The organism is Pseudoflavonifractor sp. MSJ-37, from assembly GCF_018917965.1.
Classification (GTDB): Bacteria; Bacillota; Clostridia; order Oscillospirales; family Oscillospiraceae; genus Pseudoflavonifractor_A.
Genome location: NZ_JAHLPP010000002.1, coordinates 73,486 through 97,345, shown reverse-complemented (window position 1 = coordinate 97,345; position 23,860 = coordinate 73,486). Strand labels below are relative to the sequence as shown.

24 protein-coding genes and 1 riboswitch are annotated in these 23,860 nt (G+C 64.6%); of the genes, 6 read left to right on the top strand and 18 right to left on the bottom strand.

Going from position 1 to position 23,860, the window contains the following annotated elements; translation table 11 throughout:
• Window positions 1-14: 14 nt before the first annotated feature.
• Window positions 15-1,016 carry a stage II sporulation protein D gene (gene spoIID, locus KQI12_RS06310; protein WP_216571741.1) on the bottom strand — a complete coding sequence of 334 codons (1,002 nt, stop codon included), beginning with the start codon at window positions 1,014-1,016 and terminating at the stop codon, window positions 15-17.
• 143 nt (window positions 1,017-1,159) lie between these two features.
• Here spoIID and KQI12_RS06305 point away from each other — a divergent pair, with 143 nt between their 5' ends.
• The 5 genes from KQI12_RS06305 (at window position 1,160) to KQI12_RS06285 (ending at window position 5,773) form a co-directional block, all read left to right on the top strand.
• Window positions 1,160-2,524 carry a citrate/2-methylcitrate synthase gene (locus KQI12_RS06305; protein ID WP_216571740.1) on the top strand — a complete coding sequence of 455 codons (1,365 nt, stop codon included), beginning with the start codon at window positions 1,160-1,162 and terminating at the stop codon, window positions 2,522-2,524.
• Window positions 2,525-2,788: 264 nt separating this feature from the next.
• Entirely contained in the window at window positions 2,789-3,832 is a 1,044-nt protein-coding gene (locus tag KQI12_RS06300) for an ABC transporter permease (protein ID WP_253290872.1), read from the top strand.
• A complete protein-coding gene (locus KQI12_RS06295) occupies window positions 3,829-4,605 on the top strand; it encodes an ABC transporter ATP-binding protein (RefSeq protein ID WP_216571737.1) in 777 nt (258 codons plus the stop codon). The genes KQI12_RS06300 and KQI12_RS06295 overlap by 4 nt, the downstream gene beginning before the upstream one ends.
• 84 nt (window positions 4,606-4,689) lie before the next feature.
• Window positions 4,690-5,661, top strand: coding sequence for an ABC transporter substrate-binding protein (locus KQI12_RS06290; protein WP_216571735.1), 972 nt, complete (start codon window positions 4,690-4,692; stop codon window positions 5,659-5,661).
• The gene (locus KQI12_RS06285) at window positions 5,636-5,773 is read left to right on the top strand and encodes a hypothetical protein (protein ID WP_216571733.1); all 138 of its coding nucleotides are present in this window, start codon (window positions 5,636-5,638) and stop codon (window positions 5,771-5,773) included. The genes KQI12_RS06290 and KQI12_RS06285 overlap by 26 nt, the downstream gene beginning before the upstream one ends.
• A 178-nt stretch (window positions 5,774-5,951) precedes the next feature.
• Here KQI12_RS06285 and KQI12_RS06280 read toward each other — a convergent pair whose 3' ends face one another.
• The 16 genes from KQI12_RS06280 to KQI12_RS06205 form a co-directional block, all read right to left on the bottom strand.
• Window positions 5,952-6,686 carry an amino acid ABC transporter ATP-binding protein gene (locus KQI12_RS06280; protein ID WP_253290871.1) on the bottom strand — a complete coding sequence of 245 codons (735 nt, stop codon included), beginning with the start codon at window positions 6,684-6,686 and terminating at the stop codon, window positions 5,952-5,954.
• 1 nt (window position 6,687) lies between these two features.
• The gene (locus tag KQI12_RS06275; RefSeq protein ID WP_216571731.1) at window positions 6,688-7,569 is read right to left on the bottom strand and encodes an amino acid ABC transporter permease; all 882 of its coding nucleotides are present in this window, start codon (window positions 7,567-7,569) and stop codon (window positions 6,688-6,690) included.
• Between the two features lie 95 nt (window positions 7,570-7,664).
• Window positions 7,665-8,585: a transporter substrate-binding domain-containing protein gene (locus KQI12_RS06270; RefSeq protein ID WP_216571729.1), complete on the bottom strand. Its 921-nt coding sequence runs from the start codon at window positions 8,583-8,585 to the stop codon at window positions 7,665-7,667.
• A gap of 130 nt (window positions 8,586-8,715) precedes the next feature.
• Window positions 8,716-8,890, bottom strand: a riboswitch (Lysine riboswitch).
• A 159-nt stretch (window positions 8,891-9,049) separates the two neighbouring features.
• Entirely contained in the window at window positions 9,050-10,117 is a 1,068-nt protein-coding gene (locus tag KQI12_RS06265; protein ID WP_216571727.1) for a BMP family protein, read from the bottom strand.
• A gap of 473 nt (window positions 10,118-10,590) precedes the next feature.
• Window positions 10,591-11,940 carry an MATE family efflux transporter gene (locus tag KQI12_RS06260; RefSeq protein WP_216571725.1) on the bottom strand — a complete coding sequence of 450 codons (1,350 nt, stop codon included), beginning with the start codon at window positions 11,938-11,940 and terminating at the stop codon, window positions 10,591-10,593.
• A gap of 86 nt (window positions 11,941-12,026) precedes the next feature.
• Window positions 12,027-13,745 (bottom strand): phosphoenolpyruvate--protein phosphotransferase, encoded by a 1,719-nt coding sequence (gene ptsP, locus KQI12_RS06255; protein ID WP_253290870.1) that lies wholly within the window; start codon window positions 13,743-13,745, stop codon window positions 12,027-12,029.
• Between the two features lie 16 nt (window positions 13,746-13,761).
• Window positions 13,762-14,025 carry an HPr family phosphocarrier protein gene (locus KQI12_RS06250; protein WP_216571723.1) on the bottom strand — a complete coding sequence of 88 codons (264 nt, stop codon included), beginning with the start codon at window positions 14,023-14,025 and terminating at the stop codon, window positions 13,762-13,764.
• Window positions 14,026-14,040: 15 nt separating this feature from the next.
• Window positions 14,041-15,960, bottom strand: a complete 1,920-nt coding sequence (locus tag KQI12_RS06245; RefSeq protein ID WP_216571721.1) for a fructose-specific PTS transporter subunit EIIC — start codon at window positions 15,958-15,960, stop codon at window positions 14,041-14,043.
• Between the two features lie 5 nt (window positions 15,961-15,965).
• The gene (locus tag KQI12_RS06240) at window positions 15,966-16,892 is read right to left on the bottom strand and encodes a 1-phosphofructokinase family hexose kinase (RefSeq protein ID WP_216571719.1); all 927 of its coding nucleotides are present in this window, start codon (window positions 16,890-16,892) and stop codon (window positions 15,966-15,968) included.
• A 126-nt stretch (window positions 16,893-17,018) separates the two neighbouring features.
• A complete protein-coding gene (locus KQI12_RS12785) occupies window positions 17,019-17,195 on the bottom strand; it encodes a helix-turn-helix domain-containing protein (RefSeq protein ID WP_371817984.1) in 177 nt (58 codons plus the stop codon).
• The gene (locus tag KQI12_RS06230; protein ID WP_216571717.1) at window positions 17,192-17,473 is read right to left on the bottom strand and encodes a DUF1294 domain-containing protein; all 282 of its coding nucleotides are present in this window, start codon (window positions 17,471-17,473) and stop codon (window positions 17,192-17,194) included. The genes KQI12_RS12785 and KQI12_RS06230 overlap by 4 nt, the downstream gene beginning before the upstream one ends.
• 91 nt (window positions 17,474-17,564) lie before the next feature.
• Complete coding sequence (gene prmA / locus KQI12_RS06225) at window positions 17,565-18,509, bottom strand: 50S ribosomal protein L11 methyltransferase (RefSeq protein ID WP_216571715.1); 945 nt, start codon at window positions 18,507-18,509, stop codon at window positions 17,565-17,567.
• 6 nt (window positions 18,510-18,515) lie between these two features.
• The gene (locus tag KQI12_RS06220) at window positions 18,516-19,388 is read right to left on the bottom strand and encodes a DegV family protein (RefSeq protein WP_216571713.1); all 873 of its coding nucleotides are present in this window, start codon (window positions 19,386-19,388) and stop codon (window positions 18,516-18,518) included.
• A gap of 40 nt (window positions 19,389-19,428) precedes the next feature.
• Window positions 19,429-19,980, bottom strand: a complete 552-nt coding sequence (locus tag KQI12_RS06215) for a DUF1836 domain-containing protein (protein WP_216571710.1) — start codon at window positions 19,978-19,980, stop codon at window positions 19,429-19,431.
• Window positions 19,981-20,105: 125 nt separating this feature from the next.
• Window positions 20,106-21,704: an ABC-F family ATP-binding cassette domain-containing protein gene (locus tag KQI12_RS06210; RefSeq protein ID WP_216571707.1), complete on the bottom strand. Its 1,599-nt coding sequence runs from the start codon at window positions 21,702-21,704 to the stop codon at window positions 20,106-20,108.
• Between the two features lie 146 nt (window positions 21,705-21,850).
• Complete coding sequence (locus KQI12_RS06205; RefSeq protein ID WP_253290869.1) at window positions 21,851-22,450, bottom strand: TetR/AcrR family transcriptional regulator; 600 nt, start codon at window positions 22,448-22,450, stop codon at window positions 21,851-21,853.
• 118 nt (window positions 22,451-22,568) lie between these two features.
• Here KQI12_RS06205 and KQI12_RS06200 point away from each other — a divergent pair, with 118 nt between their 5' ends.
• The gene (locus tag KQI12_RS06200) at window positions 22,569-23,465 is read left to right on the top strand and encodes a DegV family protein (RefSeq protein ID WP_216571704.1); all 897 of its coding nucleotides are present in this window, start codon (window positions 22,569-22,571) and stop codon (window positions 23,463-23,465) included.
• Window positions 23,466-23,596: 131 nt separating this feature from the next.
• Here the strand turns inward: KQI12_RS06200 and KQI12_RS06195 are convergent, their stop codons facing one another.
• Complete coding sequence (locus KQI12_RS06195; RefSeq protein ID WP_371817983.1) at window positions 23,597-23,842, bottom strand: DUF6514 family protein; 246 nt, start codon at window positions 23,840-23,842, stop codon at window positions 23,597-23,599.
• Window positions 23,843-23,860 lie beyond the last annotated feature (18 nt).

Sequence of the window (23,860 nt, the reverse complement as noted above, 5' to 3'; positions counted from 1 at the left end):
GAACGCACCGGGGATCATCCGGGATACGGCTCTACCTGGATGCCGGTGTAGTACCACTTCAGAATCTCGTCATAGGTCCGGCCATCTCTGGCCAGAGCGTTGGCGCCGTATTGGCTCATGCCCACCCCGTGGCCGTAGCCGGTGACGGAGAAAACGATGCGCTCTCCTTCCACGGACACCGTGAAGCTGGCGGAGCGCAGGCCGAACAGGCTCCGCAGTTCGGTGCCCCGGACGGTCACGCCGCCCACGGTCATGGAGGATACCGTGCCGGAGCTGCTCCGCTGAGGCGCGCTGAACCACCCGGAGGGAGCTCCGGTCAGGTCCGCCTGGGGATATGCCTCCAAGAATTTGGCTCTGAAGTCGTCGGCGGAGAGCTCCACCGTGGACCGATAGTTGGGGACTTCATCTCCCTCCGGGGAGTCCACGCCGGTGAGATAGGGCACGGAGCTGCCCCAGACTTCCACCGCGTCCACCGTTTTCCCGGCGGCGGAGGAGAAGAACACCGCGTCGATCAGCTGGCCGTCATAGAGGGCGGCCATGCCGTCGGTCTGAGCCACCGCCGCTTCGATCTTATTGGTATAGCCCGCGGCGTCGCCGCCCCAGTTGGCGGCGGCCTGTTCCGGGGCGATGTACGCCTGACAGCAGGTGTGGTCGGTGCAGACGTCGGCCTCCGGATGGGCCTGGGTGGTGTGGGACATCTTCCGCAGAGCATAGGTCCGGGCGGCCACGGCCTGGGCCTTCAGAGCCTCCGGCTGGAAGGAGGCGGGCATCTCCGCCGCCACGACGCCCCAGAGATAGTCCCCCATGGACATGGTCTCCACCGTGCCGTCCTCCATCCGGACCCGGATCTGGCGCTCCGAGTCCAGCGGGCCGGAGGGCACCGGGGTGGGCTCCGGCGTGGCCGTGGGGGACGCTCCGCCGCTCAGGGAGACGAGCGGGTCCCCACGCAGGAACAGGAAGGGGATCAGAAAAAAGAGAAGGAGCAGGATCAGGGCCGTGGCCGCCGTACGTTTCATCAGTAGGACCTCCAAACGGATGTTCCGCGGCGGGATACGGGCATCCCGCCGCCGGATATGCAGGAAAAAAGTCTTTGACCGTCTCGCTTTAGTGTGGTAAAATATCCGTTATACGATATCCACGGGAAAAGGAGTGGTCGAAGATGGACGAGAAGAAGGGACAGAGCTCTGCCCTTATCGAGAGTCTATGTGAAGAGTACCGCGCCCATAACTACATCGACCCCGAGTATTACGAGCGCTGGGGCGTGAAGCGCGGCCTCCGCAATGCCGACGGCACCGGCGTGCTGGCCGGCGTGACCCAGATCGGCAACGTGCTGGGCTACTATGTGCGGGACGGCGAGCGCTTCCCCGCCGAGGGCGAGCTGATCTACCGCGGCATCAATGTGGAGGAGCTGATCGACGGCTTCACCCGGGAGGACCGCTTCGGTTTCGAGGAGACCGCCTATCTCCTGCTGTTCGGCGCCCTGCCCGACCGGGCCCGGCTGGAGGAGTTCCATCAGGCCATCTCCACCCATCAGGACCTGCCCCGGATGTTCACCGAGGACATGATCCTCAAGGCCCCCAGTCCCGACGTGATGAACAAGCTGGCCCGCTCCGTGCTGGCCCTGTACTCCTACGATTCGGACCCCGATAACTTGGCATTGGGCAACCAGCTCCGGCAGGCGGTCCAGCTCATCGCCCAGGTGCCTGTGATCGTGGCCCACGCCTTTGCCGTGAAGCGGCACTACTATGACAACGAGAGCCTGTATATCCACCGGCCTCAGCCCGGCCTGAGCCTGGCAGAGAACTTCCTCTATTCGGTGCGCCACGACAATAAGTACACCGATCAGGAGGCCAAGCTCCTGGATCTGTGCATGGTCCTCCACGCGGAGCACGGCGGCGGCAACAACTCCGCCTTCGCCTGCCGCGTGCTGTCCTCCTCCGGCACCGACATCTACTCCGCTATCGCGGCGGCCGTGGGTTCTCTGAAGGGCCCCCGCCACGGCGGCGCCAACAAGAAGGTCATGCAGATGTTCGGCTACATCGAGGACGGCGTCAAGGACTGGAAGGACGACGACGAGGTCAAGAGCTTCCTGGGCAAGATCCTCAAGAAGGAGGCGGGCGACCGCTCCGGTCTGATCTACGGCATGGGCCACGCGATCTACACCCTGTCCGACCCCCGCGCGGTCCTGCTGAAGCGGTTCGCCCGGAAGCTGGCGGAGACCAAAGGCATGCTGGACGAGTTCCAGCTCTTCGAATCGGTGGAGCGCCTGACACCCTCCGCTCTGGTGGACGTGAAGCATGAGAAAAAGGTGGTCTGCGCCAACGTGGACCTGTACTCCGGCTTCGTCTACAAGATGATGGGCATCCCCGAGGAGCTGTACACCCCCCTCTTCGCCATGGCCCGTATGGTGGGCTGGTGTGCCCACCGGCTGGAGGAGGTCAGCGGCACCGCCAACCGGATCATCCGCCCGGCCTACAAGGCCGTGGCCCCCAAGCGCACGTTCGTGCCGCTGGACCAGCGCTGACATATCGATATGAGGACGATGGAACGCCCGGACCGATCGGTCCGGGCGTTTTTCTGCCTATGCGGGGTGGCCTGAAGATGATGATAGCATATTTTCCCCCTGAGGACAAGGCTGGCCTCTGGTGATATATCAAAGATGCAAATATAGAAAATAGGAATTTGAATTATTTTATTCGGTAGTGTATGATGATATGGCCAAAAAGTCATAAGATGACTATGACATCGAACAACGATATGCGATACGCCATAGGAAGGAACGTGGAACATGATGAAGAACGCGGCCCCCGTCCCCTCCGGACAGGATGGGATGACCCGCCAGCAGCTCCTGGAGCTGGAGAGCGCCCCCAAGACCCGCCGGCAGATCCTGCTGGGCCGGCTGATCCTGGTGCTCCCCCTCGTCACCGGCGGAGCCGCCCTGGCGGAGTACTGGTATCTCCCCAACTACAAGAGCTTCACCGCCACGCTGTGCTGGCCGGTCTTTTTAGGCGTCCTGCTGGCCCTGTATGGGATCGGGCTGATCGTCTCCCTCTCCCGGCGGGAGGCGCGGGACAAGCTTCGATCCCACGCCCCCTTCTACGCGTTCCTGTTCGTCCTGCTGATGGTCTATGATATCCTGACGCTCAAGACGAACACCCTGCTCAGCCCCTATTTCGCCTACCCCAATCTGATCCTCAACGCCTTCCTCAGCGACGCGGGCTATCTGGCGGTGAGCACGAAAAGCTCGATGATCCTGCTGATGACGGGCTATCTGTGGGGCGTGGGCCTGGGCCTCGTCACCGGCATCGCCTGCGGATACAGCAGACATGTGGACTACTGGATCGCCCCCTTCCTGAAGCTGTTGGGCGCGATCCCCTCTGTCACCTGGATCCCCATCAGCATGATCCTCATGAAGAGCCTGTTCCATGCCTCCGTGTTCGTGATCGCGCTGGGCGTGTGGTTCTCCGTGACCATCGCCTGCATCACCGGCATCCAGGGCATCGACAAGGCTGATTTCGAGGCCGCCCGTACGCTGGGCGCCAGTGAGCGCCAGCTGATCTTCCACATCGCGATCCCCTCTGCGGTGCCCAACATCTTCCAGGGCATGACCCAGGGCATGAGCACCGCCTGCATGGCGCTGATCACGGCGGAGATGATCGGCTCTGACGCCGGTCTGGGCTGGTACATCACCTGGCAGCGGAGTTGGGCCCAGTACGCCAAGATGTACGCCGCCATCATCCTGCTGTGCGTCATCTTCATAGGCATCAACTTCCTCATGGACACGATCCGGCGGCACGTCCTCCGGTGGAAGGAAACGGAGGTGGACGCATGAGCGGAAAGGTCTGTCTCAAGCTGGAGGGCGTCTCCAAGAGCTTCCTGGCCGCCGACCACAGCGGCCTCACCCATGCCCTGTCCAACATCGACCTGGAGGTCAACGACGGCGAGTACATCAGCATCGTGGGCCCCTCCGGGTGCGGTAAGTCTACGATCCTCCGGCTGGTGGCCGGACTGATCGTCCCCACCACCGGGACCCTGTCTCTGAACGGAGCGACCATCCGCGGCACCGACCCGGACCGGGGCATGGTGTTCCAGAAGCCCACCCTCTTCCCCTGGCTGACGGTGGAGCAGAACGTGGCCTTCAGCCTGCGGATGCAGAAGAAGCTCCGGGGCCGGGAGGGCGATGTGGCCCGGCTGATCGACATGGCGGGGCTCCGCGAGTTCCGCACGGCGTATCCCTATCAGCTCTCCGGCGGCATGGCCCAGCGGGTGGCCCTGATCCGGACCATGATCAACGAACCCCGGGTGTTCCTGCTGGATGAGCCTCTGGGCGCGCTGGACGCTTTCACCCGCATGAATATGCAGGACGAGCTCCTGAAGCTCTGGGGGCAAAACAGACACATCATGATGATGGTCACCCACGATGTGGACGAGGCCCTTTATATGGGCACCCGCGTGCTGGTCATGGCCCCCCGCCCCGGGCGGGTGCGGGCCGACCTGAAGGTGGACATGGAATACCCCCGCAGCCGCACCAGCCGCCGCTTCCTGGACTACCGGGCCCATGTGATGGAACTGCTGGATCTGGGACGGTCGGACGACGAATGCTGATCTGCCCCCGCTCCGGCGGGTACAGATAGACCGGACACGAACCGAGAAGAAGAGGGCTATCGACATCAGGAGGTAACGAAGAACATGAAGAAACTGCTCTGCGGCGCGCTCTGTGCCGCCATGCTCACCGGCCTGGCCGCCTGCGGCGCGCCGGCCGCCGTCCAGCCCAGCTCCGCCCCCATGCCCTCCGCCACCGTGGACCCTGAGGCCCAGAAGAAGGCCGACGAGATGCTGGCCGAGGCCTCCAGCTACTATACTCCGATCGAGAACATCCCCGAGATCACGCCGGAGGAGGAAGAGGCCTGGAAGAACGAGCCCGCCTACGGGCAGACCATCCGCATCGGCTACAATGGCGGCCTGTGCCTGGGCGCCTTCGGCATCGCCCAGATAAAGGGCTTCTATGAGGCGGAGGGCCTCCAGACCGAGATCACCAAGATGACCAACCAGACCGACGCCCTGGGCACCAAGGCGGTGGACGTGGCCGGCGACCACATCGCCACCCTGCTGGTCCCGACGGTCAACGGCGTGGAGATGACCTTCGTCACCGGCATCCACACCGGCTGTAAGACGCTGTACGCGCTGACGGACAGCGATATCAGCGCCACCTCCGACCTGGTGGGCCAGACCATCGGCCTGCCCGACGGCATCGGCGCCTCCGACCAGAACATCGCGTTCCGGTTCCTGAACCACGATGACATCGACCCCAACGCCGTGAAGTACAAGGTGGTGGAGAGCAGTGCCTGCGTCCTGGCCATGCAGAACGGCGAGATCCAGGCCGCGGTCCTGTCCGACCAGTTCGCCAAGCCCTTCCTGGACGAGGGCACCCTGAAGCCCATCCGCTCCCTCACCTTCGACGAGGACTTCCGGCAGGAGGCCTGCTGCGTCCACGCTGTGACCAACGATTTCCTGAAGAAGAACCCCATCACTGTGAAGAAGCTGGTCATCGCCTTCGAGAAGGCCAGCGAGTGGATGCTGGAGGGCCGTCCAGGTCCTGCTGGACAACGAGTGGGCCTCCGGCGATTTCGACAAGGTGCTGGAGATCTTCAAGACCTATAACTTCGGCATCAGCGATGAGAACACCGAGAACACCCTGCGCAGCATCATCGATGACTACAAGCAGTTCGGCATCATCACCGATGCCCGCGACACCGAGGAGATCCTGGATTAGGTCTGGGACCACGTCCTGGCGGAGTGATCCACCGAACGAGAGCGGAAAAAGAGGAACGGAACGCCCGGACCAGTCGGTCCGGGCGTTCGCTGCATCGATGCTGCGCTGGATGAGCCATGAAGAGGCCCGCCGCGGGATATCCGATCCCTGCGGCGGGCTTCGTCGTCCACATATCGTCTCAGTTCCCCATGAACCGGGAGAGGAACTCCCGGGTGCGCTCCTGCTGGGGGCGCTCGAAGAGCGCCTTGGGCTCGCCCTCCTCGCAGATCACGCCGTCGGCCATGAACACCACATGGTTGCTCACGTCCCGGGCGAAGGCCATCTCATGGGTCACCACCAGCATGGTCATGCCCTCGGCGGCCAGATCCCGCATGACGGCCAGGACCTCGCCCACCATCTCCGGGTCCAGGGCGGAGGTGGGCTCGTCGAAGAGCAGGACCTCCGGCTGCATGGCCAGCGCCCGGGCGATGGCCACCCGCTGTTTCTGACCGCCGGAGAGCTGCCGGGGCCGGGCGTTGATGTAGGGGTCCATGCCCACCTTCTTCAGGTACTTCATGGCGTTCTCGTGGGCCTCGGCCTTGGAGCGCTTGAGGACCTTGGTCTGGCCCACCACACAGTTCTGGAGCACGGTCATGTTGTTGAACAGGTTGAAGGACTGGAACACCATGCCCACCTTGGTCCGGTAGGCGGCGGCCTTCACGCCGCCGATGTCCTGTCCGTGGAACACGATCTCGCCGGCGCTGGGAGTCTCCAGCAGGTTGATGCACCGCAGGAGGGTGGATTTGCCGGAGCCGGAGGCGCCGATGATGCTGGTCACATCGCCGGGACGGACGGTGAAGTCGATGTCCCGCAGGACCTGATGGTCGCCGAAGGATTTGGAGAGGTGCCGGACCTCCAGGATCGTATCTGCCATGTCAACGCTCTCCTCTCGTACTGCCGTTTCGATTCTTCAGGGACTCCCGCGCCTGGTCCCGGTACTCCTTGCTCTGCTCGTCGAAGGGGGTGCCGTGGCCGGGGTGGCTGTAAGTGCCGGCGGCCATCACCAGCTGATCCTCCTGGGCCAGCTCGTAGCTGTCGTCGCCGTCCATGTACTTCTCCAGTAGGCGCAGGAGGAAGGAGGCCACCAGCGTCATGCACAGATAGCCGATCATCTCGATGGCGGCGGAGGGGAAGTACATATTGTTCACGCCCACGATGTACCGGTGGGCGGCGAAGAATTCGGTGAAGCTGACGATGAACATGACCGAGGTGTCCTTCACGTTGATGATGAAGTTGTTGCCGATCTGGGGGATGATATTGCGGATGGCCTGGGGCAGGATCACGTTGGTCATGGTCTGTACATGGGTCATGCCGATGGCCTTGGCGCCCTCGGTCTGACCGGGGTCGATGGAGATGATGCCGCCCCGGACGGATTCCGCCATATACGCGCCGGTGTTGATCGACACGATCAGGATCGCGGCGGCCCAGATGTTGTCGAACCGCAGGGCGTTGTCAGTGAAGTAGGGCAGTCCGTAGACGATGAACACCGCCTGGAGCACCATGGGGGTGCCGCGGAAGACCTCCACATAGATCCGGACCAGCACCCGGATCAGCTTCAGCACGAAGCGCTTGGGCAGTGGGTCCTGCTTGGAGTAGGGGATGGTGTTCAGGATGCCGCAGATCAGGCCGATGACACAGCCGATGACGGTAGCCACCAGCGCCAGGATCAGAGTGTTCTTGATGCCGTTGAGATACATGGGATGGTACTTGGACCAGAGCAGGACGACATCCTGACACAGCTTGGCCAGCTTATCCATGGGGCACGCTCCTTTTCATGTAGGATAGAGTTGGGACGGATATGCGGAAACTCCCCCCGACGCAGGGACGGGGGGAGTCATGGGACGATGGGATCTTACACCTCGGGCTGGATCTGGATGGCCTCGTCCATGAGGGCGTTGAAGTCATCCTCGCTCATAGTGGAGAGGACGGAGTCGATGGCGTCCTTCAGCTCGGTGTTGCCCTTCTTCACGGCGATGCCGATGTTCACGTTCTCGGCCCGCTCCTCCTCGGAAGCGAACTGGAAGTCGCCGTCAGTGCCGGAGAAGTTCAGGATCACCAGGTCGTCGTTCTTGGCCACGGCGCCCATGGCGGTGGGCATATCGGTGCAGACATAGTCCACGGTGCCAGTCTCCAGCTGCATGAGCATGGCAGGGGCGGTGTCGGCGGGGGCCAGGACATCGGCGTCGGGGATCTGGGGCAGGCAGGAGTCATACCAGATGGTACCGGACTGCGCGGTACACTTGCCGCCGGCCAGATCCTGGATGGAGGAGGCGGTGGCGTACGGACTCTCCTTGGTGGTGACGCAGACGATGGTGGCGTAGTAGTAAGGGCCGGCCATATCCACTTCTTGCATACGCTCGGCGGTCATGGACTGGCCGGCGATGTTGGCGTCCATGGTGCCGGCTTGGACGGCGGGGGTCAGGGAGTCCCAGGCGCTGGAGACGATCTGCAGCTCCCAGCCATTGGCCTCGGCGATCTTCTTGGCGATCATCACGTCATAGCCATTGGCGTAGCCGGAGCCGTCCGCCAGAGGAACGGCACCGTTGGAGTCGTCCATCTGGAGCCAGTTATAGGGGGCGTAGGCGCACTCCATGCCGACGGTGAAGACGCCGTCCTCCCCCGCGCCGCCGGAGACGGCGCCGGAGTTGGTCGCAGCGGGGGCGGAGGTGTCCGCGGGCGCGCTGGCAGAGGGCTGGGCGGCGGAGCCGCCGCAGGCGGTGAGGGACAGGGCCATGGCGGCGGTGAGGCCCAGAGCAGAGAGAGTCTTGTTCATTGTTGTTTCCTCCAGTCAGTTTTATCGCGCTCCTCCCGGAAAAAGAGAAACGCCATGAACCTTCCTGGTGGAAGCGGTTCATGGCGACAAAGTGCATCACAGTGGACCTATACGGCCCATGCTCTCATGTCTCGATGATAGCGCTCCACACAGACGATGTGGCAGTCCGTGAGATGTTCTCCCACGCCCCAGGCACCGGTCCCTCAGGCGAAAGTCCGGCCCTTCGGCGGGATGCCCTTTCTCCGACGGGCCGCTCTGCCCCATACTGCCGGATACTCATGCGCTCCCGCGCCTCTATCATTGCCGCAGACCTGAGGACCGCGGCGATCGGTTCTTGAAGGGTATTCTACACCCCATATGGAGGCCTGTCAAGCGGTTTCCTGAACTTTTCGTTTCCGATTTTGGAATGACGGAAAAGGAGGGCATCCGAAAGGTCGGATGCCCTCCGATGGGAGCGTTCGGGATCAGTTGAAGTACTGAGTGATGCCGGTCTTGCCGATGTCGTACTCGTTAGGGATGTCGATATTGCCGGCCTTGATATCCTCGATGGTCTGCTCCACCTGAGCGACCACGTCCTCGGGCAGGGTGTCCTTGACCTGGTCGTTCCACTGGAAGGAGATGATGCCTTCCTTCATGCCGAGATACTGGATCTCGCCCTTGGCCTCGCCGTTGACGATGGACTCGAAAGCGGCCACATAGGCGCCCGGAGCGTCCACCATCATGTTGCCGGCCACCTGCTCGGGAGCGCCGGAGATGTAGTCGCCGAACACGCCGAACGCATGGACGCTGGGATTCTCGCTGACGGCCTTGATGGCGCCGGAGTTGCCCTCGTCGGCATTGGGGAAGATCACATCAGCGCCGGACTGGATCTGGCTCTGGATGGTCTCGTAGGCCTCATTGGAGTTGGCGGCGCTGAGGACGGAGAACTTTACGACGTTGCTCTCGTCCACGCTCTTGGCGCCCAGAGCGAAGCCGACGCCAGGCTTGGTGAAGGAGGGATAGTCACCGCTGACGATGGTGCCCATGGTATGGGTCTCGGTCAACAGACCGGCCAGGACACCGCAGACATAACCGCCCTCCTCCGTGCTCATGCACATGGGAAACTGGTTGTCACCGGTGACCGCGCCGCCGTTGGTGATGAACCAGGTGTCGGGATAGTCCGGAGCCACCTGAGAGAAGTACTCGGCGAACTGGCCGCCCTGGCCGAAGATGACCTTATAGCCGTCATCTGCCATGTTCTCGGCCTCGGCACGGGCGTCATCAGCGGTGGTGACAGAGTCGATGATCGAGATCTGACAGCCGTACTTCTCTTCGATGGCGCGGATGCCGTCGGCACCCTGCTGGCAATAACCGCCGTCGGTGGGAGAGCCGGAGAGCATGACGCCGATCTTCCAGCTGGAAAGGTCCTCGGCACCGGAGCTGCTGGGCTGTCCGGCAGGCTCATCCCCGCCGGAAGCGGAGCCGGAGCCGCCGCAGGCGGCAAGGCCGAACACCATCGTGCCGGCAAGGATCATGGGGAGCAGCTTTTTCATTTCCATATCCTCCTGATTCGGTCATCATATCATTAGATGACTGCTTTGTTTCGTATATTTTAACAAATGAAAGCGCCATAGTCAAGAGAAAAGTAAGACAAAGTGCTGTGATGTACGACATATGACAAAAAAGCACTGCCGCAGAGCATATGCTCCGCGGCGGTGCTGGATGCTGCTGTTATTTTTGGCTCATCGATCAGTCGAAGTACATTTCGAAACTGTTCTCACCGATCTCATACTCATTGGGGAAAAATGAGAAAGAAAACGAAACGATATAGGATATTCGAAGAAATGATCCGGCAGCATGATCATTTCTGCTCGGCCTTGCTGGATGCATTTGCGGCACAGGCTTAGTAGAACGTAGTACTATATATTCAACAAAGAAGAAATATTCGCAAAATAATAATATATGGGCAGTACGGTCGAACGTTCGACGCATACGGCCCACATATCCTATTTTCCCTTCCAAACGCTCATCCAAGCTTCCCCTGCTCCATCCCCTTCCACCGCCGCATGACCCGCAGGTAGAGGACCAGGCCGATGCCTCCAGCTACGGTCTCGGAGAAGGGGAAGGCGCACCAGGCGAGGTCCAGCCCCAGCCGGGAGAACAGCCAGAAGGAGGGCATCAGGCAGAAGATCTGCCGGGTCGTGGACAGGAGCAGACTGGTCCGGCCGTCACCGATGGACTGGAAGAACACAGGGAGCATCAGCGAGAACACCGCTGAGAGGAAGCTGGTGCCGATGATCGGGAAGGCCACATCGCCGATGGCATGGACCTCCGCCTCTTGAGAGAAGAGCCCGATGATCGGGTCCGGGAAAAAGAGGAAGCACACGATGCCAAGGGCCATGAAGGCCAGCGAGATCCCGATACAGGCCCGCATGACCGCCCGGCACCGGTCATAGCTCTGACGGGCATAGTTATAGCTGATCACCGGGACGATACAGGTCTCGAGGCCCAGCAGAGGGATGAAGAAGAAGCTCTGCATCTTGTAGTACAGCCCCAGCACCGTCACCGCCGCGTCGGAGAACGTGCCCAGGATGATGTTGAGCACGATGATATAGACGGTACACAGCATCTGCATCAGGATGGCGGAATAGCCGTAGAAGTAGATCCGTCCCGCATAATAGCGGAGTTCTCGAAAGGCTGGGGGATGCCGCCAGCCGGCGGGGCCCACGATCAGCGCGGACAGCCACTGCCCCGCCACCGTGGCCAGAGCGGCCCCGGCCACGCCCAGAGATGGGAAGGGGCCCAGACCGAAGATCAGCAGGGGGTCCAGCACGATGTTGGCCACAGCGCCCGCCACCTGCGCGGCCATGGGGAGGCGCATATTGCCCTGAGCCTGATGGACCTTGCTCCAGCACCCCTCCAGGAAGGCGCCGACGCTGCCCACGCAGACGATGGCGCCATAGATCGTGCCATCCCGCAGAGTCTCCGGCGAGTGGGTGGAGATGGCCACATAGGGCCGCAGGGCCCAAAGGGACAGCAAAGCGAAGACTGCCCAGGTCAGCAGGGCCAGCACCATACCGGCGCCGCCGGCCTTGTCGGCCTTGTCCGGACGCTCCAGAGCGTATTCCCGGGCCATGAAGGTGTTGACGCCTACGCCGGTGCCCACTGCCAGAGCGGTGATCACGAACTGGATCGGGAAGACGATCGACAGGGCGGCCAGACCGCTGGAGGAATACTGCCCCACGAAAAAGCTGTCCACGATATTGTACAGAGCCTGGATCAGCTGGGCCAGCATCACCGGCGGAGCGGTCTTCCACAGGATCCGGCCGATCGGTCCCGTCCCGAAAAAGCTGCCCGTGTCACGCGCCTCTGCCATCCTGTCCACGCTCCCCGCTCATCGATCGTCTAAGCGCATTATAGGGGGGACGGTGGGGAAACGTCAAGAGGGGCGTGAGCATGACCTCACGCCCGCAGTACGCGCTCCAGATAGGCCGCGATCTCCTGCGCGGCGGAGCGTTCCAGCGCCTCCCGCGCCACTTGGCGGGCCTCCTCCATGGTCCAGACGGCCAGTCGGCGGCGGAGGGGCAGGATGCTTGGCGGGCTGACGCTGAACTCCTCCAGTCCAAAGGCCAGCAGGAGCGGTGTCAGACGGGGGTCCGCCGCCGCCTCGCCGCACAGGCAGACCGGGATCCCCGCCGCCCGTCCGGCGGACAGGATGTCCCGGAGGAGCCGAAGGACTGCCGGGTGGCAGGGGGTATAGAGCTTCGCCACCCGGGCGTTGCCGCGGTCCACGGCCAGCGTGTACTGGATCAGGTCGTTGGTGCCGATGGAGAAGAAATCGGCCTCCCGGGCCAGCTGGTCTGCGGTGAGGGCCGCCGCCGGAGTCTCCACCATGATCCCCACCGGCAGGTCCCGGGGGACGGGGATGCCCTCCGTCTCCAGCTCCGTCCGGCACTCCGCCAACAGGTCCTTCGCGGCCCGGAGCTCCTCCAGACCGTCCACCAGCGGGAACATGAGCCGCAGGCCGGGGCGCTCGGCCGCCGCCCGGAGGACGGCCCGGAGCTGGGTCCGGAACACGTCCGGGTGGTCCAGACACCAGCGGATCCCCCGATGGCCCAGGAAGGAGTCGGCCTCCGGCTCCAGTCCCAGACAGGAAGCCGATTTGTCCCCGCCGATGTCCAGAGTCCGCAGGACCAGCTTCCGGCCGGGGAGTTGGTCCGCCGCCTGGCAGAAGGCCCGGTACTGCTCCTCCTCCGCAGGCGGGACGGCCCGGTCCAAAAAGAGGAACTCGGTGCGGAAGAGCCCCGCGCCCTGAGCACAGGCACGGGCGGCGGCCTCCGCGTCCGCCGGACGGCTGAGATTGGCCAGGACCGCGATCGGCCGGCCGTCGGCGGTATGAGACTCCTCCCGGCGGTAGGCCTCCAGGCCAGCCCGGTCGGCCATCCAGTGTTCCCGGCGGGCCTGGAAGTCCGCCTGCTGTCTCCCGTCCGGATCCAGCAGGACGGTCCCGCTCCCGCCATCCACGGCCAGAGGCGTCCCGTCCGGGATATGATCCAGAGCGCCCGGGATGCCAAGGACCGCTGGGACCTCCAGCGCCCGGGCCAGGATCGCGGCATGTCCCGCCGCCCCGCCGGTCTCGGCCACCAGAGCGGCGATGTGGTCCCGGTCCAGCCCCGCCGTCATGGAGGGCGTCAGCTCATGGAGGACCAGCACCGTGTCCGGCGGGAGGGCGGTCAGGTCGGTCTCCTCCTGCCCCAGCAGGAGGGCCAGCATCCGGCGGCGCAGGTCCTCGATGTCCGCGGCCCGCTGGCGGAGGTAGGGGTCCTCCAGTCCGGCGAAGCGGTCCCGGAAGAGCCCGCAGGCCCGGTCCACGGCCGCTTCGGCGCAGGCCCCCTCTTGGATGGCCCTCCGGAGCGCGTCCCGGAGGGCCGGGTCCTCCAGCATCATCCGCTGGGCGGTGAGGATCCCGACGGCCTCCCCGCCCAGCTCCTCCCCCAGTGCCTGTGCCATATCCTCCGTCCGAAGGAGGAAGAGCCGGACGGCCTCCTCCAGCCGCGTCTGCTCTGCCGTCTCCCCCCGGAAGGGGACGGCGCTGAAGTCCAGGTCCGGCATTCGGACCGTCCGGGCCGTCCCAAGACCGATCCCGGGAGAGGCGGCTGTGCCCCGCAGTTCTATGCCCATCCGGCGCTCCTCCCTACTATCGATCCATGCCGGACTCGACCAGAGCCACGGCGGCCTGGAGGCATTCCGCCTCCCGGCGGCCCTCACAGCGGATCTCGATCTCCATCCCCTGCTTCAGACAGGCCGACATCAGGTCCATGATGCTCCGGCCATCGACCTCCCGGCCGTTGGCCAAGACGGTCACATCACAGGCGAAGGGCATGACCGTCTGGACGAAGCGCTGGGCCGGACGCATATGCATCCCCATGGGGTCGACGATCCGAGTTTTTGCGGATACCATAAGCATTCCTCCTCATCATGTGTGCGTGGTCTGGGGGCGGCTCCGCTTCAGCAGGGCCAGCAGGAGCGCCCCCGCCGCCGTACCGGCGGCCACCGCGCCGAAAAAGGCCAGCCGCCGCGCCATGACCGGCAGGACGAAGATCCCGCCATGGGGCGCGGGAGAGGCACAGCCGAACAGCATGGACAGAGCCCCCGCCGCTCCGGCGCCCACGGCGCAGGCGGGGATCGTCCGGAGAGGATCGGCGGCGGCGAAGGGGATCGCCCCCTCGGTGATGAAGCACAGGCCCATCAGGTAGTTCACCGGTCCGGAGCGGCGCTCCGCCGGGGAGAAGCGGTCCGGGAACAGGGACACGGCCAGGGCGATGGCCAGCGGCGGCACCATGCCGCCCGCCATGACCGCCGCCATGACGCCGGAGCCTCCGGCGGAGAGGTCCGCCATCGCCAGCGTAGAGGTCCCGAAGAGATAGGCGGCCTTGTTGAAGGGCCCGCCCATGTCGATAGCCATCATGGCCGCCGCGGTGAAGCCCAGCAGGATCCGGCTCCCCCGGCCCATGGCCGACAGGGCCGCGTAGAGCCCGTCGTTCAGCATCCCCATCACCGGGTCGACGGCGCAGAGGACCAGACCGGTCAGCAGGAGGCCCGCCACCGGATAGATGAGCACCGGCTTGATCCCCTCCAGCGCCTTGGGGAGCCGGCCACAGAGTCGCTGGAGGAGCCGGACCAGCCACCCGGCGGCGAAGCCGGCGATCAGCGCCCCCAGGAACCCGGCGGAGACGCCGCTCCCGTCCGGCTGGGCGAAGGTGGCTCCGGACATGGCCAGCGCCCCACCCACGAAGCCGGGCATCAGGGCGGGCCGGTCCCCGATGGCCAGAGCGATATAGCCCGCCAGCACCGGGAGCATGAAGGCGAAGGCGGTCCCGCCGACCGCCTTGCACCAGGCGGCGATGGGACGGTTGGTGCCGAAGGTCTCATACCCTAGTGCCGGGTCGTCCAGCAGGAAGGCCAGCGCGATCAGGATCCCGCCGCCGATCACGAAGGGGAGCATATGGCTGACGCCGTTCATGAGCTGCTGGTAGAAGCGCCGTCCCGCCGTTTCATCCGGGGGCGGCGCGGCGGGGCCGCCCCCCTGCCATACCGGGGCGGAAGGGGCCTGCCGGAGCAGATCCTCCGGGCGGCGGATGCCCTCCCCCACCGGCACACGCAGGAGGGGCTTGCCCCGGAAGCGGGACAGGTCCACCTCCCGGTCGGCGGCGATGAGGACGGCCTCTGCCCCGGCGATTTCCTCCGGCGTCAGGACGTGCTTGGCGCCGCCGGAGCCCTGAGTCTCCACCTTCACCGAGATGGACAGGGCCTGCCCCGCCCGCTCCAGGGCCTCAGCGGCCAGATAGGTGTGGGCGATGCCGGTGGGGCAGGCCGTCACCGCCACGATCCGGGGGGCTCCATCGGAACGGCCGGACCCGGGGGCCGGGGCGGCGCGGCCGTCCTCCTCTTTCCCGTCGATGACGGACCGGAAGGCGGCGGGGCGCTCAGCGTCCCGGAGCCGTTGGGTGAAGGCCGGATCCAGGAGCATCCCCATGAGCTGGGCCAACAGCTCCAGATGGGTCTCTCCCCCATCCGCCGGGGCGGCGATCAGGAAGATCAGGTCCGTCGGGGCCCCGTCCGGGGCGCCCCACCCCACCCCGCCGGGGACGGTCAGGGCGGCCAGCGCGGGGGCATCCACGGCGGCGCTCTTCACATGAGGCACGGCGATGCCGCCCCCGATGGCGGTGGAGCCCTGCTCCTCCCGGGCCAGGATCCCGGCCCTGAGGGCCGCGCGGTCCTTCGTCCCACCGGTCTGAGCCAGCAGGTCCGTGAGCAGGTCGATGGCCGCGTCCCGGTCCCGGACCGGGACGCGGAGCCGGATGCGCTCCTCCGGCAGGAGTTCGGTGATATGCATACGGTTCATCCTTTCCACAGGTCTGTGAGCACGGTCTCCGCCAGCAGGGCCTCCACCTGTGCCTTGGCGGGGGGCGCACCGGCATAGGCGGCGGCGCTCCCGGCGGCCACGCCCCAGCGGAGGGCATGGGGATAGTCTCCGGTGCGGAGCCAGCCGGCCAGGAAGCCCGCCACCATGGCGTCCCCCGCTCCCACGGAGCTTTGTAGGGCCCCCGGAGGCACCTGGGCCCGCCGCCGGCCCCCGTCCTCATCCAGCAGGAGGGCCCCCTCCCGCCCCAGAGAGACCAGCACGTTCCGGGCCCCGGCGGTCTGGAGGGCGGCGGCCCGGGCGCACAGGTCGGCCTCGTCCCGGACCGGTCCGCCGGTGAGGGCCTCCAGCTCCGGCTGGTTGGGCTTGATCAGGAAGGGATGGCGGCACAGGGCCAGCCGCAGGGCCTCTCCGGAGGTGTCCACCACGGCGCGGATGCCCCGGTCCTCCAGCCGCTCCAGGATCCGCTGGTAGATGTCCGGCGGGAGCGAGGGCGGGACCGAGCCGGACAGGACCAGCACGTCCCCCTCCCCCAGCCGGTCCAGCTCCGCCAGCAGGACCGCCAGCGCCTCCGGCGGGATCGGGGGGCCGGCGGCGTCCAGCGCGGTCTCCTCCCTGCCCCGGATCTTCACGTTGATCCGGGTCGCTCCGCTGTCCAGAGGCAGGAGCCGGGTCCGGAGCCCGGCGGCGGTCAGAGCTTCGTCCAGCATCCGCCCGGATGCGCCTGCCCGAAAGCCCAGGGCGGTGTTTGCTATGCCCAGAGCTGTCAGGACGGCGGAGACGTTGATCCCCTTCCCGCCGGGGCGGAGCTTGGCCTCCCGGACCCGCCGGACGGTGCCGGGGATCAGGGCATCCACCTGGATCAGATAGTCCAGGGCGGGGTCGAGGGTGACGGTGCAGACCATGACATCCACTCCTTCCGATGCGCGGATCGGCGCTTCTCCGTCCTATCATCCCCGGATGGACGGCAGATCATCCGGGACGTTTCGGCCGATGAAAACGAAACGGATAAGCATGCCCGTGAGGGCCGCTTATCCGTTCCATCCATTTTTCCTGATTTCTTTTTCTATCTCTATCTCTATCACGATCGGACTCATAGGCAGACCCAAAGCATGGCGGATCCGATACAGCGTTTCCAAAGTCGGTTTGCGTTCCCCACGCTCGATGGCGCTCAGATGCGTCCTCCCTATGTCGGAAAGGCCGCTCACCGCAGGATCAGCCACCCGGCCGCCGCGATCTGGGCGGCCAGGATCGCCGGGAGGCCCCACTGGAAATACCAGTGCTTCGTCTTGTGCCGGAAGGTCCGCATCCCCAGGATCGCGCCGGGAGCGCCGCCGGCCAGAGCCCAGAGGAAGAACGTGCGCTCCCGCACCCGCCAGCCGCCCCGTTTGGCCTGCCGCTTGTCCCAGCCCATCAGGGCGAAGTCGACCGCGTTCACCGCCGCCAGCCAGACCGCCAGCGCCTTCCAAAGAAGCTCGTGCTCCATCGTCCCTCTGCCTCCATCCTTCTATAAGCTATAAGCGTGAAAAAACGAGCGGGACGGCCGTCGATAAGGCTGTCCCGCTCGTGTGGGGTCATCACCGGGCCTTGGCGGCCAGCGCCACCCAGCCCTTTTTCTCCCAACGGTCGGTGATGGTCAGGCCGTTCTTCTCCAGCGCGGCGGCCACCTCGTCCGCCCGGCTGTCGATGACGCCGGAGCAGAGGAACCGTCCGCCGGGGACCAGGAACCGGTCCACCTTGGCAGAGAGCGGGATGATCACGTCGGCCACGATGTTGGCCAGCACCACCTCATACCGCTGGGCGGCCAGCTCGTCCACCAGGCCCTCGTCGCTGAGCACGTCGCCGGCCAGGACCCGATAGCGGCCCCTCCCGATGTCGTTCATGGCGGCGTTCTCGTAGGCCACGTCCACCGCCTTGGGGTCGATGTCCACGCCCACGGCGGAAGAGGCTCCCAGCCGCATGGCGGCGATGGAGAGGATGCCGCTGCCGCAGCCCAGGTCCAGGACCTTGTCCCCCGGAGCCACATACTGCTCCACGCCTCCCAGGCAGAGCTGGGTGGAGGCGTGGGAGCCGGTGCCGAAGGTGAGGCCGGGGTTCAGATACAGGGCGGTGCGGCCGGCGGGGACGGGCTCCTCCCGCATCCACTCGGGGACCACATAGAGCCGCTGTCCGACCTCCATGGGCTTATAATACTTCTGCCAGCTGTGGGCCCAGTCGTTCTCGCCCAGCGCCGCGGTGGTATAGGGCGCGTCGATGCCGGAGAGCCATTTCTCCAGCTGGGCCTTCCCGTCGGCGTCGTCAGAGACGTAGAACTTCACCCGGCAGACGCCCTTCATCTTCTGCTGGAGCTCCTCGTCCACGTAGTCCCAGTATTGGCGGTTATTCTCCAGGAACCGCTGGAAATCCGTCTCGTCCTCGATGACGAGGCCGGTGACGCCGTTCATGGTCAGCTGGGCGGTCAGGTCGTCCAGCGCGTCATGGGAGGTGTCGACCGCCACCTCCAGCCATTTGATATCTTCCATCTGTCGTTATCGCTCCGTTCCAAGGAAAAAGAGTGCCACCGTGCCAGGACCGGTATGGGCGCCGATCACGGGGCCGATGTAGCCGTAGACCACGTCCTTCACGCCGAAGCGGGCCTTGGCGCCCTCGCCCACCACCTTGGCGTCCTCCAGACAGTCGCTGTGGCTGATGAAGATCGTCTGGTCCTCCGGGTGCTCGATCCGCTTCCCCAGCTCGTCCACCAGACGCTCCAGCGAGGCCCGGCGGCCCCGGACTTTGCCCACGTTGATGAGATGGCCCTCGTCATCCACATGGATGATGGGCTTGATGCTCAGCATCCCGCCCACGAAGGCGGTGGTGGCGGAGATCCGTCCACCCCGCTTCAGATGCGCCAGATCGTCCACCGCCACCCAATGGCAGAGCTGGAGCTTGTTGGCCTCAGCCCAGTCCCGGACCTCCTCGATGGTCTTCCCCTCCCGCTGGAGCCGGACCGCGTGCCAGACCAGCAGAGCCTGCCCCATGGAGGCGCAGAGGGTGTCCACCGTGAACACCTTCCGCTCCGGATATCTCTCCCGCAGCTCCTCCACGGCGATGGCGGAGGAGTTGTAGGTGGTGGAGAGGCCGGAGGAGAAGGCCAGCACCAGCACGTCCTTCCCCGCCTGGAGCAGAGGCTCGATGGCGTCGGTGAACTGGGCCACGTTCACAGCGGAGGTGGTGGCCATCTTCCCGGCCCTCAGCTTCGCGTAGAACGTCTCGATTGGCATATCCCGGCGGTCGGGGTGGTCCTCATAGGTGTGGTCCTCGATCGTAAAGGACAGGGGCAGGACCGTGACGCCCAGCTCCTGGGCCATCGCCGCGTCCATATCCGCGGCGGAATCTGTGACGATAGCGTATTCGCTCATGGGAGACCCTCCTGTTTCGGTCCGGTCTGCCCGCCGGGGCTTACTTCCCGCCGCGTTCCCGCTTCCGGCCAGAGCGCTCCGGTTCCGGGGAACGCTGGGCCAGGATGTCCAGCACCCGCTGACAGGCCAGCCGGTCGGCATAGCTCCGCAGGGCCAGGTCCAGGGCCAGACGGGGGAGGTCCGTGTCCTCCCCCTCGGTGGGGATGTGCTCCGCCGTCTCCGTGAGGGCGGCGTCCAGCTTGCGGCAGAAATAGGCGTAGAGCTCTTCGTCGGAGCTCTTCCGCTTCCGGCCGGCCGTGAGGAGGCGGCTGATCTCCTTTACCGACAGGACCTGCTTGAGCACGCAGATCGCCGTCAGATAGCCCAGATGGGGCTTGGAGTACCGCTTCCCCTCCGCCCGGGGGAGCAGACCGTCCTTGATATAGTTGTTCACCATGGCGGAGGTGAGCAGGTCGCCCTCGCCGTAGTGGACCAGCTGCCGGGGCAGGTAGGAGATGACCTGATCCATGTAGAGCCCGATGTCGGGGAAGCTCTCCCACGCCACAGGACGCTGGCGCTCCATCCGGTCCCTGAGTTCTTCGAGTTCTTCCATGCCGATCCCTCCAAAACGGCGCGCCCGGCGGCCGTCGGTCTCATTCTATCACATATCACCGGGAGAAGCAAACCCCATAAAGGCCCTTCTCCCGGCTGGTCTGGTCACATAACGATGTTATGCGGTCACGCGTCGGCGTTCTGGCTGGCCAGATAGTCGTCGTAGGAGCACTTCCGGTCGATCAGTCTGCCGTCGTTGGTGAAGTCGAAGATGCGGTTGGCCACGGTCTGGACCATCTGGTGGTCATGGGAGGAGAAGAGCACATTGCACTTCACCGCCTCCAGGCCGTTGTTCACCGCGGTGATGGACTCCAGGTCCAGATGGTTGGTGGGCTGGTCCAGCAGGAGCACGTTGGCGCCGGAGAGCATCATCCGGGAGAGCATACAGCGGACCTTCTCGCCGCCGGAGAGGACCTTCACGCTCTTATACACGTCGTCACCGGAGAAGAGCATCCGGCCCAGGAAGCCCCGGAGATAGCTCTCGTGGGGGTCGGGGGAGAACTCGCGGAGCCACTCCACCAGGTTCTCGTCGTGGCCCTCGAAATAGGCGGTGTTGTCCTTGGGGAAATAGGAGAAGGAGGCGGTCTGGCCCCACTTCACGGTGCCCTCGTCGGGCTCCAGCTCGCCGGTGAGGATCTTGAAGAGGGCGGTGTGGGCGTTCTCATTGTCGCCCACGAAGGCGATCTTGTCGTCCCGGCCCACGATGAAGGACACCTTGTCCAGCACCTTCACGCCGTCGACGGTCTTGCTCACGTCGGTGACGAAGAGGATGTCCTTGCCCACCTCCCGCTCGGGAGAGAAGGACACCCAGGGATAGCGGCGGGAGGAGGCGGGCATCTCCTCCACGGTCAGCTTGTCCAGCAGCTTCCGGCGGGCGGTGGCCTGCTTGGACTTGGACTTGTTGGCGGAGAACCGGGCGATGAAGTCCTGGAGCTCCTTGATCTTCTCCTCGTTGCGCTTGTTCTGGTTCTTGATCAGGGACTGCATGAGCTGAGAGGACTCGTACCAGAAGTCATAGTTGCCCACATAGAGCTTGATCTTGTTGTAGTCGATGTCCACGATATGGGTGCAGATGGTGTTGAGGAAGTGGCGGTCATGGGATACCACGATCACGGTGCCCTCGAAATCCAGCAGGAAGTCCTCCAGCCAGTTCACGGCGTTGATGTCCAGGTTGTTGGTGGGCTCGTCCAGCAGGAGGATGTCAGGGTTGCCGAACAGAGCCTGGGCCAGCAGGACCTTCACCTTCAGGCGGGAGTCCAGGGTGGCCATGTCGTTGTAGTGGAACTCGGTGCCGATGCCCAGGCCCTGGAGGATCCGGGAGGCGTCGCTCTCGGCCTCCCAGCCGCCCAGCTCAGCGTACTCCTCCTCCAGCTCGCAGGCCTTGATGCCGTCCTCCTCGGTCATCTCCTCCTTGGCGTAGAGGGCCTCCTTCTCCTTGCCGATGTCGTAGAGACGCTGGTTGCCCATGATGACCGTGTCCATCACGTTGAAGGCGTCATAGGCGTTCTGGTCCTGCTTCAGGATGGACATCCGCACGTTGGGCAGGATGGAGACCTCGCCCTTGGTGGGCTCCAGCTGCCCGGAGAGGATCTTCAGGAAGGTGGACTTGCCGGCGCCGTTGGCGCCGATGATGCCATAGCAGTTCCCGCGGGTGAACTGCAGGTCCACGTGAGAGAACAGGGGCTGCCCGCTGTACTGGAGGGTCAGGTCGGAAACGGTTATCATCGTCGATCTCCTTTATCTGTTAAAAAAGTGTTCAAAATCTTTTCTATGATACCATATCCACCGGGGAAATGATAGAGAAAAATGGACGAAAAGAAGCGGGGAGACGTTCCGGGACGGAACGCCTCCCCGCGGAGGGCGGACATGGCTCAGCCCGGCCCCTGGAATAGCCCCTGGAAGAGGCGGCAGTCCTGCTCCAGCTTCTCGGACAGAGAGTAGCTCCCCTGGTGGAGGATCCAGTCGATCACGGCCCCCCGGAAATGGCGGAACAGGAAGTCCGCCGCCCATTCCGGCGTGATGCCGCCGGCCAGCATCCCGGCCGCGTCGGCCTCACGCAGACAGGCCAGCATAGCTCGGAGGGCGAAGCGGCTCTCATCCATCGAGCGGCTGTCCGGGGCGGAGAGCCGCTGCTGGTAGTACTGGGCCAACAGCTCCCAGCCCATGTGCTCCATGAATGCGGTGTAGCTGGTCAGCAGGACCTGGAGCCGCCGGACCGGCGGCTCCCCCTCATGGGGGACCAGGGCCTCCTCCATATAGGAATCCAGAGGGGAGAATCCCCGGCGGAGCAGCTCATCCTTGGATCTGAAGTGGTGATAGAACGCGCCAGTGGTGATCCCGGCCGCCCGGCAGATGTCCCGCACGGACACCCGGTCGAAGCGCTCCTGCCGGAGCAGATCCACTGCCGCCCGCAGGATGGCCTCCTCGGTATGGCGGGCCTGCTCCTTCCGCCGCTGACTGTACTCCATCATACCGCTCCTTTTTGCTTGACACCGACCCTTCCTGGCCGTATAATCGTTACAGAACGATCACATAACGATGTTATGTGACTTTATGACGCTATTATAGGGTAGGATGATGAACTTGTCAATGGAGCACACCTGTTTTGAGCATGATCCCCAGAAGATCGCTCTCCTGACCGATTCCTGCGCCGACCTGTCGGCGGCACAGCGGGCGGGCACGCCTATCTTCGTGGTGCCCCTGAAGATCCGCTGTCAGGACGGCGCGGAGTATGGGGACGGCGTGGATATCTTCGCCCAGGACATCTATGCCCGCCAGAGGGCGGGAGAGCTGCCTCAGACCTCCCTTCCCGACGGAGGCGAGGTGAAGGAGACCCTGGATCAGATCGCCGCGCTGGGATATGAGCGGGTCATCGCGATCCATCTGTCCTCCGGCCTGTCGGGCACCTACAATATGGTGCGCCTCCACTGCGCGGAGCGGGAGGACTTGACCACCGCCGTGTTCGACTCCCTGAGCGGCAGTCTCGGCATCGGCATCACCCTCCTCCAGCTGTGGGAGGATATCCAGTCCGGCATGGATTGGGACACGCTGGTAGGCGAGCGGGTGCCCTTCCTGCTGAAGAACACCTTCCCCTACTTCACGGTGGACACACTGGAATACCTCCAGAAAGGCGGCCGCATCGGCAAGATGACGGCCTTTGCCGGCACGATGCTGAACATCAAGCCGATCGTGGGCTTCGCCGCTGACGGCCAGCTCACCAGCGTGGCCAAGGTCCGGGGACGGAAGGCGGTCCAGGGCAAGCTGCTGGAGATGCTCCAGGCCCGGATGGCCGAGCATGGCCCGGGACATCGGTACAATCTGGCGGTGGCCAACGGCGGCGCTCCGGAGGAGATGGCGGAGCTCAAGGGCAAGGTGGATGCGGCATTCCCGGCGTCCGCCCACTTCTGGGACGGTGAGATCGACGCCACCCTCAGCGTCTACATCGGCGCGGGCGTGCTGGGCGCGGCCATCCAGTTCCTGGACTGACCGGCCGGATCCGACAGGATCCGATGGAATTCGGGTCCGGGATCATCGGATAATAAAAATACAGAATGGCCGCGGGTCTGCAGAACGATCTCCTGCGGACATCTCCGCGGCCATATGCATGGGATGGGCGGTCACACGCCCAGAGTATCCATGATCACATCCATCAAGTGGACCGGAGAGAGCTGGAGCGCATTGATCTGCTCGACAAAGGCATCAGCCTGTTCCTCCTGAAGAAAGATATCTGGTATGTACTGGCTTGGGTGCCCGGAGTCCTGGACAAGGATCCCGAAGGCAGAGTAATGCCCCACTGCCTCAGAATACAACTCTTCTTTGATCGTGTGATACCGGACCATGACGGTCTCCTCCTCGTTCCAAATTCTCGCTTCCCCTCATCC